We start from the raw sequence: 10446 nt of genomic DNA, 5'->3' as shown, positions 1-10446 counted from the left end.
AACATGGCTTGCGCCGTAAGGCGTGCCGCCGCTTTGGGTATTGCTGAGCGCGGACTCGGTATATGGAATGCCGCTGATGACCATGCCGTGGTGCAGCAGGGGCAGCATCATGGTCAGCAGGGTGCTTTCTTGGCCGCCGTGCAGCGAAGATGTGCTGGTGAAAACGGTGGCAGGTTTGCCGACGAGTTCTGCACCGAGCCAAAGGGGAATGGTGCCGTCGATAAAGTATTTCATCGCGGCAGCCATATTGCCGAACCGCGTCGGGCTGCCGAGCGCAAGGCCGGCGCAATTTTTGAGGTCGTCGGCAGTCGCGTATGGCGCACCTTCGTCAGGAATGGCTTTTTCAACGGCTTCGCAAACGGTGGAAACTTTGGGAACGGTACGCAATACGGCTTCGCAACCGTCCACGCTTTCGATACCGCGTGCGATTTGGCGGGCAAGGTTGCGCGTGCTGCCATTTTGGGAATAAAAGAGAACGAGGATTTTCAGAGGATTTGGGTTCATTTGGGGTTTCCGTTACAATGCTGTCAGGTTTCAGACGGCCTTTTAAATACTCGGGCCGTCTGAAAAGAAAAAATTTCAATTTAAAAGAGGGAAAAGGTTATGCCGTTTTCGCAATGGTGGCAAGGTTTTTTAAAGAGTAAAGGCGTGGCGTTCGCTTGGTTTGTCGTGCGCCGTTTTGATGAGGAGCGCGTGCCGCAGGTAGCGGCAAGCATGACGTTTACGACACTTTTGGCTTTGGTGCCCGTGTTGACGGTGATGGTCGTCATCGCTTCGGCCTTCCCCGTTTTCGACCAATGGTCGGAGGAATTTATCTCTTTTATCAACCGCACCATCGTTCCGCAGGGCGCGGACATGGTGTTTGACTACATCAATGCATTCCGCGATAAGGCCACCAATCTGACGGCGATCGGCAGTGTGATGTTGGTCGTAACCTCGCTGATGTTGATTCGGACGATAGACAATGCGTTCAACCGGATTTGGCGCGTCAATTCGCAACGGCCTTGGATGATGCAGTTTTTGGTGTATTGGGCGTTGCTGACGTTTGGGCCTTTGTCTTTGGGCGTGGGCTTGTCGGTCGTGATCGGTCAGGTGCAAGTAGTGGGCGGCTCGGAATGGCTGAGGGTTATCACTACGGTTTCATTTATTACGCTGCTGCTGTGGGGTTTATACCGCTTTGTGCCCAACCGTTTCGTGCCTGCCAGCCATGCTTTGGTCGGCGCGGCCGTAACGGCGTTTTGCTTGGAAACGGCACGCTTTTTATTCGCTTGGTACATGGGCAACTTTGACGGCTACAAATCGATTTACGGCGCATTTGCCGCGGTACCGTTTTTCCTGTTGTGGCTCAACCTGTTGTGGACGCTGGTATTGGGCGGCGCGGTTTTGACCTCGTCCCTGTCCTACTGGCGCGGCGAAGCGTTCCGCCGCAGTCTGGATGCGCGCGGCCGCTTTGATGATGTATTGAAAATCCTGCTGCTGCTCGACTCTGCCCAACAAAGCGGCAAGGCATTGCCGGTGCAGGAGTTCAGACGGCATATCAATATGGGCTTCGATGAATTGGGCGAGCTTTTGGAAAAGCTGGCGCGACACGGTTATGTCTATTCCGGCCGTCAGGGCTGGGTCTTGAAAATGGGAGCGGAGTCCATCGACTTGGCTGAGCTGTTCAAACTCTTTGTCTACCGTCCGCAAACGCTTAATAAAGACAAGGTCAATCAAACGGTTGATCACATTATGCAGCCCTGCTTGGAAACCTTGAACATGACGCTGGCCGAGTTCAGTGCCCATACGAAAAAACAATCCTCTTAAACCTGACGCCGTCTGAAAGCAAAAATATCAAGTTTCAGACGGCCTTTGCTATAATCAGCACACTACTGAATACTACATTCAACCTACAAGGAAAAATAGATGAAAACACCAGCCCTACTCTCGCTGCTCGGTCTGATTCCATCTGCCGCTTTTGCCGCCCACGGCGTAAGCCTTGGCCAACCACCGAAATATCCGGCCAACTTCACCGCTTTCGAATACGTCAATCCCAACGCTCCCAAAGGCGGCTCGTTTACCACGCCTTTCCTCGGTGCTTTTGACACGCTCAATCCCTTTACCCTCAAAGGCAACCACGAATACGGCATCAGCATGCTGACGCTCGACACCCTGACCGAGCAAAGCATGGACGAACCTTACGCCGTTTACGGCCTGATTGCCGAAGACATCGCCCTGGCGCCGGATGGCCTTTCCGTTACCTTCAAAATCAACCCTAAAGCCAAATTCCACAACGGCGACCCCGTTTTGGCCAAAGACGTTGCCGCTTCATTTAACATCCTGACCAAAGACAAAGCTGCCGCCCCCATGTACCACTTCTACTGGAGCGACGTGGCCAAAGTGGAAACGCCCAACGACCGCACCGTCGTGTTCCGCTTTAAGCAGCGCAACTCAGAATTGCACATGATTCTCGGCAGCCTGCCCGTCTTCTCGCATAAAAGCTATCCCAAAGGCCTAGCCGCCGCACCCAACAGCCTGCCGATCGGCTCCGGCCCCTACCGTTTTGCCAAAGCTGAAAACGGCCGCATCAGCGAGTTTGTCCGCGACAAAAACTACTGGGCGCAAAATCTGCCCGTACGCAAAGGTCGCTACAACTACGACCACATCCGCATCAAATACGTCAAAGACGAAGTTGTCCGCATCGAAGGACTGAAAGGCGGCCAATATGACTTCGTACAAGAAAACGTCGCCCGCAACTGGGCACGCGCCTACTCCGACGAAGTCCTCAAAAAACGCAATCTGTCCAAACACGAATGGATACAAAACAGCACAGCCGGCATGCAAGGCTTCGTCATCAATATGCGCCACAAGCCCTTGGACAATATTTACGTCCGCCGCGCCTTGATTGAAAGCTTCGACTACGAAAGCGTCAACCGCCGCATCTTCTACGGCGCATACCGCCGCACCGACAGCTTCTTTACCAACAGCACCATGGCTGCAACCGGCAAGCCGGACAGCGCGGAAACCGCATTGCTCAAATCATTGGGCACCAAGCTGCCCGACGGCGTATTGGATCAAGACGTCCCTATGCCGCCGGTTACCGACCCCAAACTGGGCGTGCGCCCGAACCTGCTCAAAGCACGCGCCCTGCTTGAAAAAGGCGGCTATCAATACAAAAACGGCAAAGCAGTCGACAAACAAGGCAAACCGCTGACCTTTGAATTCCTCGCACCAAGCAAAAACTACGAACGCATTACCTCCAAATGGCAGAGCGACCTCGCCAAAATCGGCATTACCATGAACGTGCGCACCGCCGACTCCGCCGTGTACCAAAAACGCATGAACGACTTCGATTTTGACGTGACCACCGGCTACTACGGCAACAGCGAAAGCCCCGGCAACGAGCAATACGACTACTTCAGCTGCGCCGCCGCCAAAACCGAAGGCAGCCGCAACCTATCCGGCGTCTGTCATCCTGCGGTCGAAAAACTGCTGACCCATTTCAACAGCTTTACCAACCGCCAAGAGCTGCAAACCACCTCGCGCGCGCTCGACCGACTGATTCGCCACCAATACACCATCGTTCCAAACTGGTTCGCCGACCGCTACCGCGTCGTGTACCGTAACGATGTCGGCATTCCGTCCAAGCTGCCGAAATACTACGACCCCATCACCTTCGCCATGACCGCAGGCTGGAAGAAAAAGTAGTCGCATTTCGACAACACGTCCAAGCGTCTGACAAGCCCTTGGCGTGTAGTCCTAAGCATAGAATCATAAAACCTAGTTGTTTGTTTAAAAACAATCAATCGGCTGATTCAACACAAACATAAAAGAAAAAACAACTTAAAGCCAAATCAAAGGCCGTCTGAAACATCCGTCAGCAAAATCATCTGCAACGGAACATTTCAGACGGCCTTTTCGTCTTTTTTCAATCCAGTTTCACAACCGAAGTAAAATCTCGAAAATGAACAAAAAATTGCAAAACAATGTCCTCAAATTTTACAAAACCGTGTACACTGCAAGGTAAGAGTTTGAATTATAAGGTTAATCTTAATAAAAACTACAATCATCCAAATTTAACCTAAATCAAGCGTTCATATAACAGACAAAAGGAACAATAATATGGAAATCAAGCGTCTCTCTACCATTCTCAAACTGATTGCCAACCCCGAACGTATGGCCATTCTTTTTCTGCTGCTTGACGGCGACCGCAGCATTACCGAACTGGCGCAAGCGCTCGACTCCTCCCCGACCGGCATCGCCAACCACCTCGCACGCCTGCGCACCGAAGGCATCATCGATTTCACGCGCTACCACCGCATCATCGAATACCGCCTCATCTCCGAAGAAGCCACCACCATCCTCAATACCCTGCGCACGCTCAAAGACCAAGCCGAATAAACAAATTATTCCACATCACAACATCAAGGCCGTCTGAAACATCAGCTTTCAGACGGCCTGCCCCTTTCAGCCCATATCGAAAAATAAACCAATCCGCTATACAATACCGCCCATGCACACAGGCACAATCTGCCGCCTTCCCACCCAACAGCACACACGGAAACATCATGAAAATCGCCACTTGGAACGTCAATTCCCTCAACGTCCGCCTGCCCCAAGTACAAAACTGGCTGGCCGACCACCAAGCCGACATACTCGCCTTACAAGAACTCAAACTCGACCAAGACAAATTCCCGGCCGCCGCCCTACAAATGATGGGCTGGCACTGCGTCTGGAGCGGCCAAAAAACCTACAACGGCGTCGCCATCATCAGCTGCCACGAGCCGCAAGACGTACATTGCGGCCTTCCCGCCCTTCCCGACGACCCGCAACGCCGCGTCATCGCCGCCACCATCAACGGCGTACGCGTCATCAACGTCTATTGCGTCAACGGCGAAGCCCTGGACAGCCCCAAATTCCAATACAAAGAACAATGGTTTGCCGCATTGACCGAGTTCGTCCGCGCCGAAATGGCCGCCCACCCCAAACTCGTCCTGCTCGGCGACTTCAACATCGCCCCTGCCGATGCCGACTGCTACGACCTCGAAAAATGGCACGAAAAAATCCATTGCTCCTCCATCGAAAGACAATGGTTTAAAAACCTGCTCGACCTCGGCCTGACTGACAGCCTGCGCAAAGTCCACCCCGAAGGCGCGTTCTACACCTGGTTCGACTACCGCGGCGCCATGTTCCAACGCAAACTCGGCCTGCGCATCGACCATATCCTCACCAGCCCCGAACTCGCCGCCACCCTTACCAACGTCACCGTCGACCTAGAAACCCGCGCCCAAGAACGCCCCAGCGACCATGCACCGGTTATTGCAGAATTTGACTGTTAGATTTTGAAGCAATATAAACAATAAGGCCGTCTGAAAATTGAATTTCAGACGGCCTTTATTCTAAAAGTTTTCAGACCACGTTTGAAATTGTCTGAAAGTTTGAAACAATGGTTTGAACACCCAAAAACGCGTGCGTGCGTACCGCACACACGCGGTTGGAGGGGGTGTAGGCTACGGCTTGCTTTCTTAATGCCAAATCTACATAGGAGAAAATAAAATGGCTCAAAAAACTTTTACAGATAACGATACAAAAATTGTCATTAGCGGTATTATTGATGCAATTTGGGGAAAAGGTGTTGTTGCGAGCAATAAACCAGAAAACATCAACGATGATGTCATTGAAGTTGTGAATGATGTCGTAGAGAACATCAAACGCAGTACAAGACCAATGCTTGCTATAGATATCACATACAATATCTTATATTCAGCACCTGGTTCGCTTAAAGAAGTTTTATTCGGATTGACAGCCGATATGTTTGCGAATGGAGTTGAAGACCCAAATCACAATATCATTGCAACTTATGTGGGTTGGTTTAATGCACTATACAATAAACGTCAATACAGAACAGCTATTGTTACTGCTGCGCTATACAACCGTTCACGTTTAGAAATGGCTTTTTTGAGATTATAAACTTCAATCATACATAATGGATTAGTACATGTGGGACATAATAAAAGAAATCTATAAAAAATACAAAACCCCGACTTGTATATTATTAATAGATTTTATAATTGGAGTTATATTTGTCAAAAAAAATAAAGAACCATGTATTGGCAGATGTTTATCTCCTATATCAGAATCACCAGATATTGCTTTCACTATTACAATGACTGTTGCATTCATTTGTTTCATATGGATACTAATCTTATCCATGAGTGATTATTAGGCTTATCTCAACACCGTACAATTTTGTGCGGTGTTTTTTCATCTTTGTAAATTCTGAGACCTTTGCAAAAAAGTCCTTCCCCAGACAGCCGAAATCCAAGCACAGGTTTTCGGCTGGATCACTCCTGATTTTACCCAAATCCCCCCTTAATTCCCCTCTGATACTTGATAATCAGGTATCTGGCCGCCTTTTAGGCAGCAGCAGGTACACTTAGCCTGTTGGCGGCTTTCAACAGGTTCAAACACATCGCCTTCAGATGGCTTTGCGCACTCACTTTAATCAGCCCGAAATAGTTGGTGGAGATGCAAGCTACGGCTTGCTTATTGTTAAAGCAAAGCATTAATTGCTCAGGGTACAAATCCAACATTTCAGAAGATTTAATGGTTTAATTGAATCTAAACCTAACTTATACTTTCCCCTTCCCCAGCTTATTACATCGGTTGCTAACGCACCTCCAAAACCATTTTATTTGTAACCCATATCCACAAATAAAATATTTTATGTTTACCCGTAAGTCTGATTTCATATAAAACGCAAATCTTTGCATCTCCAAGTCTAAATAGTTGCCCATTTTATCCAAACATGAAGATATTTTGTCGCGCAAATCCATGTCATCAAAATCAATAGGCGAATCATCACCACGATAATTATAAAAATCTAACAAATACCCCCTTAACCTACTGGATATATCAGTGATTTTCTCTAATGCTGGCCTGAAAAAATATGGGAATAATTTAAATACATAAAGTCCAAATTTATCATTCAAAAATAATAATTCCATAAATTTATTGTGTAAATTTATCTGATTTTCTTGCCTAATACTTTCATTATCAAAATGAAACTTATCTATATTCATTAAATCAATACGGCACTCAAGTATGAGATTTTGTATTTCTTGTAATTTTTCAATTGTTTCTGAGTAAATTCTTTCTTTTCTTTCCCACCATTTCTGTTTAAAAAAATTTTGGAGAGTTAAAAATGCAACAATGAAAGACACTAAAATAGTTATAACATGCCCAATTTCCATACTTATCCCCTAATAACCAAAAATAAATAAGCTATTCTGAGCCAAACAACAACCCTTCCTTAATCCCCCGAATCTTATCCCTCAACACTGCCGCCTCTTCAAACTGCAAATCCCTAGCCGCCTGCTGCATGGCTTTTTCCAGTTTGGCGATTTCTTTAATCGCGTCTTCTTCGTTGTGGATTTCACCGACTTTAACCTTGTTTTTGCCTTTCAGACGACCTTTGCCGCTGTCTTCTTCGTGGTACACGCCATCGATGATATCTTTGACCTGTTTTTTAATCTGCTGCGGCACGATGCCGTGTTCTTCGTTGAATTTAATCTGTTTTTCACGGCGGCGTTCGGTTTCTTCGATGGCGGCTTTCATGGAGTCAGTGATTTTGTCGGCGTACAGGATGGCGACGCCGTTTACGTTGCGTGCGGCGCGGCCTATGGTTTGAATCAGGCTGCGGTGGGAACGCAGGAAGCCTTCTTTGTCGGCGTCGAGGATGGCGACGAGGGAGACTTCGGGGATGTCAAGGCCTTCGCGCAAGAGGTTGATGCCGACGAGTACGTCAAACAGGCCGAGCCGCAAATCTCTAATGATTTCAACGCGCTCGACGGTGTCGATGTCGCTGTGCAGGTAGCGCACTTTGATACCAAGTTCGCTGTAATAGTCGGTGAGTTGCTCCGCCATGCGTTTGGTGAGGGTGGTAACGAGAACGCGTTCGCCTTTTTGGATGCGGTCGTTGATTTCGCTCATTAAGTCATCGACTTGGGTGGCAACTGGGCGGATGATGATTTGGGGGTCGACCAGTCCTGTGGGGCGGACGACTTGTTCGACCACTTGTCCGGCGTGTTCTTCTTCGTATTTGGCGGGTGTGGCGGACACGAAGACGGTTTGCGGCATGACTTTTTCAAATTCGTGGAATTTGAGCGGGCGGTTGTCGCGGGCGGAAGGCAGGCGGAAGCCGTAGTCGACGAGGTTTTGCTTGCGTGATGCGTCGCCTTTGTACATGCCGCCGATTTGGGTAACGGTAACGTGGCTTTCGTCGATGAACATGATGGCGTTGTCGGGCAGGTAGTCCATCAGCGTGGGCGGCGGTTCGCCTTCTTTTTTGCCGGAGAAGTGGCGGGAGTAATTTTCGATGCCTTTGCAGAAGCCCATTTCGTAGAGCATTTCGAGGTCGAAGCGGGTGCGCTGTTCGATGCGTTGTTGTTCGACGGGGCGTTGTTCGCGGGCGAAAAATTCGATGCGTTCGCGCAGTTCTTCTTTGATGGACTCGCAGGCGCGCAATACGGTGTCGCGCGGGGTAACGTAGTGGCTGGACGGGAAGACGGTGTAGCGGCCGACGCGTTGGATAAGGCTGCCTGAAAGCGGGTCAAACATATCGAGGCGGTCGATTTCGTCGTCAAACAGGCTGATGCGCAAGGCGTTTTCCGAGCTTTCGGCGGGGTACACGTCAATCACGTCGCCGCGCACGCGGAAGCTGCCGCGTTTGAAGTCCAAATCGCCGCGTTCGTACTGCATGGAAACGAGCGTGGCGATGATGTCGCGCTGCTCGATGGTGTCGCCTTCTTTAACGGACAACACCATTTGTTGATACTCGGTCGGGTCGCCGATACCGTAAATGGCGGACACGGTGGCGACGATAATCACGTCGTTGCGCGTCATCAGGTTTTTGGTGGCAGAAAGGCGCATTTGCTCGATGTGTTCGTTGATTGCGCTGTCTTTTTCGATAAACAAATCGCGGCTGGGCACATAGGCTTCTGGCTGGTAATAGTCGTAGTAAGACACGAAATATTCCACCGCGTTTTCAGGGAAAAACTCGCGCATTTCGGCATAGAGTTGGGCGGCAAGGGTTTTGTTGTGCGCCATGATGATGGCGGGACGGCCGCTTTGCGCAATTACGTTTGCCATGGTGTAGGTTTTGCCGGAACCGGTTACGCCGAGCAGAGTTTGATAAGCAAGGCCGTCTGAAAGCCCTTCGAGCAAACCGGCAATGGCGGTAGGCTGGTCGCCTGCGGGCGGAAATGGCTGGTGGAGTTTAAACGGAGAATTGGGATATTGAATGACTTCCATAAGACGGCCTGTTTTATGTTCAGGTAAAGAGAGAATTATAACAAAGGGCCGTCTGAAAATTGATAGTGTGCCAATCTGATAAGACTAAATATTTCTTCTCCTTCCTTAGCTAACTGAGGTTAGTTATGTTAGCAGGAACAATTAAATTAGGGGCTGTACTAGATTAGCAGATATGTTACCCTCGAAATATGAAGATAACGCACTGCAAATTAAAGAAAAAAGCACAGAAAGAACTGCTCCGTTTTTTTGTACTGGAAGTTACCGCCCGTTCTGCAGTCGATATTTTGGGTATCCATCCCAATTCAGCAGCACTGTTCTACCGTAAAATCCGCACGGTTATAAACTATCATTTGGCCTTGGCTGCCGATGAGGTTTTCGAGGGCCCTGTCGAGCTGGACGAAAGCTATTTCGGCGGACAGCGTAAAGGCAGGCGTGGTCGCGGTGTGGCAGGAAAAGTGGTTGTCGTCGGCATTCTGAAACGCAACGGACGGGTCTATATCGTTGTGGTGGATAATGCCAAGTCTGAAACGTTACTCCCTGTCATTAAAAAGAAAATCATGCCGGACAGTATTGTTTATACCGATAGTCCGAGCAGCTACGACCAGTTGGACGTGAGCGGTTTCATCCATTACCGCATCAACCATTCCAAGGAATTTGCCGACCGTCAGAACCACATTAATGGCATTGAGAATTTTTGGAATCAGGCAAAACGTGTCTTGCGAAAATACAATGGAATCGATCGCAAATCTTTCCCGCTGTTCTTGAAAGAATGCGAATTTCGATTTAACTTCGGCACACCGTCCCGGCAGCTAAAAATCCTGCGGGATTGGTGTGGAATTTAGAGCTAATCTAGTACAGCCCCTTAAATTATCCTCTCCCGAAAGGATGTATCCCCCACGTCCTTTTCTTTATCCGCTTCCTCCCTTTCGATCAGATTTCTACCCCGTAAAAGGCTTACACTCCGCATCATTGCCCCTAAATATCTCCTCGCCATCCGTACAGCTTCCCTTCACCTTCATCTTCCCGCACACCACCGCCGTCAACGACTCGTTCAAGCGTAATACTCTCGGCTCCGCCTCACTATCCAGCGCCACTGCCTTCAGGGTAAACTTCCCCTCCAAGATCCCCTTAGCCTGGCCGCTCATCCTGATACAG

General features: G+C 49.3%; 9 protein-coding genes and 2 pseudogenes. 6 read left to right on the top strand and 5 right to left on the bottom strand.

Going from position 1 to position 10446, the window contains the following annotated elements:
- Window positions 1–504, bottom strand: a 504-nt coding sequence (wrbA, locus tag HMPREF2606_RS08745; RefSeq protein WP_070843535.1) for an NAD(P)H:quinone oxidoreductase, incomplete at its 3' end; no start/stop codon positions are given.
- A 99-nt stretch (window positions 505–603) separates the two neighbouring features.
- Between wrbA and HMPREF2606_RS08740 the strand changes: the two genes are divergently transcribed.
- The 5 genes from HMPREF2606_RS08740 to HMPREF2606_RS08720 all read left to right on the top strand — a co-directional run bounded on the left by HMPREF2606_RS08740 (window position 604) and on the right by HMPREF2606_RS08720 (window position 5949).
- Window positions 604–1806, top strand: a complete 1203-nt coding sequence (locus tag HMPREF2606_RS08740) for a YihY family inner membrane protein (protein WP_070584564.1) — start codon at window positions 604–606, stop codon at window positions 1804–1806.
- 99 nt (window positions 1807–1905) lie between these two features.
- Window positions 1906–3687 carry an extracellular solute-binding protein gene (locus tag HMPREF2606_RS08735; protein WP_070843534.1) on the top strand — a complete coding sequence of 594 codons (1782 nt, stop codon included), beginning with the start codon at window positions 1906–1908 and terminating at the stop codon, window positions 3685–3687.
- 414 nt (window positions 3688–4101) lie between these two features.
- The gene (locus HMPREF2606_RS08730; RefSeq protein ID WP_003683896.1) at window positions 4102–4380 is read left to right on the top strand and encodes an ArsR/SmtB family transcription factor; all 279 of its coding nucleotides are present in this window, start codon (window positions 4102–4104) and stop codon (window positions 4378–4380) included.
- Between the two features lie 167 nt (window positions 4381–4547).
- Window positions 4548–5318 carry an exodeoxyribonuclease III gene (xth, locus tag HMPREF2606_RS08725; RefSeq protein WP_070713869.1) on the top strand — a complete coding sequence of 257 codons (771 nt, stop codon included), beginning with the start codon at window positions 4548–4550 and terminating at the stop codon, window positions 5316–5318.
- 217 nt (window positions 5319–5535) lie between these two features.
- The gene (locus tag HMPREF2606_RS08720; protein WP_070713872.1) at window positions 5536–5949 is read left to right on the top strand and encodes a hypothetical protein; all 414 of its coding nucleotides are present in this window, start codon (window positions 5536–5538) and stop codon (window positions 5947–5949) included.
- Window positions 5950–6395: 446 nt separating this feature from the next.
- Here the strand turns inward: HMPREF2606_RS08720 and HMPREF2606_RS10975 are convergent.
- The 3 genes and pseudogenes from HMPREF2606_RS10975 to uvrB form a co-directional block, all read right to left on the bottom strand.
- Window positions 6396–6497, bottom strand: a pseudogene (locus HMPREF2606_RS10975) (IS5/IS1182 family transposase); the annotation flags it as partial.
- Between the two features lie 114 nt (window positions 6498–6611).
- Window positions 6612–7232, bottom strand: coding sequence for a hypothetical protein (locus tag HMPREF2606_RS08715; RefSeq protein WP_070713876.1), 621 nt, complete (start codon window positions 7230–7232; stop codon window positions 6612–6614).
- A 31-nt stretch (window positions 7233–7263) separates the two neighbouring features.
- Window positions 7264–9291: an excinuclease ABC subunit UvrB gene (gene uvrB, locus HMPREF2606_RS08710; protein WP_070713878.1), complete on the bottom strand. Its 2028-nt coding sequence runs from the start codon at window positions 9289–9291 to the stop codon at window positions 7264–7266.
- Between the two features lie 188 nt (window positions 9292–9479).
- On the opposite strand from uvrB, the gene HMPREF2606_RS08705 reads away from it, so the two are divergent.
- Window positions 9480–10133: an IS1595 family transposase gene (locus HMPREF2606_RS08705; RefSeq protein ID WP_070713882.1), complete on the top strand. Its 654-nt coding sequence runs from the start codon at window positions 9480–9482 to the stop codon at window positions 10131–10133.
- Between the two features lie 96 nt (window positions 10134–10229).
- Here the strand turns inward: HMPREF2606_RS08705 and HMPREF2606_RS11155 are convergent.
- Window positions 10230–10446: pseudogene (locus HMPREF2606_RS11155) on the bottom strand (type IV pilin protein); the annotation flags it as partial.

The organism is Neisseria sp. HMSC070H10 (genome assembly GCF_001837635.1).
Taxonomy (GTDB): domain Bacteria; phylum Pseudomonadota; class Gammaproteobacteria; order Burkholderiales; family Neisseriaceae; genus Neisseria; species Neisseria subflava_A.
This window is presented reverse-complemented; position numbering and strand designations above follow the sequence as displayed.

Bases quoted from the DNA above. Each gene is read 5' to 3' on its own strand.
- HMPREF2606_RS08740 (WP_070584564.1), top strand. From the start codon at position 604: ATGCCGTTTTCGCAATGGTGGCAAGGTTTTTTAAAGAGTAAAGGCGTG.
- HMPREF2606_RS08735 (WP_070843534.1), top strand. From the start codon at position 1,906: ATGAAAACACCAGCCCTACTCTCGCTGCTCGGTCTGATTCCATCTGCC.
- HMPREF2606_RS08730 (WP_003683896.1), top strand. From the start codon at position 4,102: ATGGAAATCAAGCGTCTCTCTACCATTCTCAAACTGATTGCCAACCCC.
- xth (WP_070713869.1), top strand. From the start codon at position 4,548: ATGAAAATCGCCACTTGGAACGTCAATTCCCTCAACGTCCGCCTGCCC.
- HMPREF2606_RS08720 (WP_070713872.1), top strand. From the start codon at position 5,536: ATGGCTCAAAAAACTTTTACAGATAACGATACAAAAATTGTCATTAGC.
- HMPREF2606_RS08715 (WP_070713876.1), bottom strand. From the start codon at position 7,232: ATGGAAATTGGGCATGTTATAACTATTTTAGTGTCTTTCATTGTTGCA.
- uvrB (WP_070713878.1), bottom strand. From the start codon at position 9,291: ATGGAAGTCATTCAATATCCCAATTCTCCGTTTAAACTCCACCAGCCA.
- HMPREF2606_RS08705 (WP_070713882.1), top strand. From the start codon at position 9,480: ATGAAGATAACGCACTGCAAATTAAAGAAAAAAGCACAGAAAGAACTG.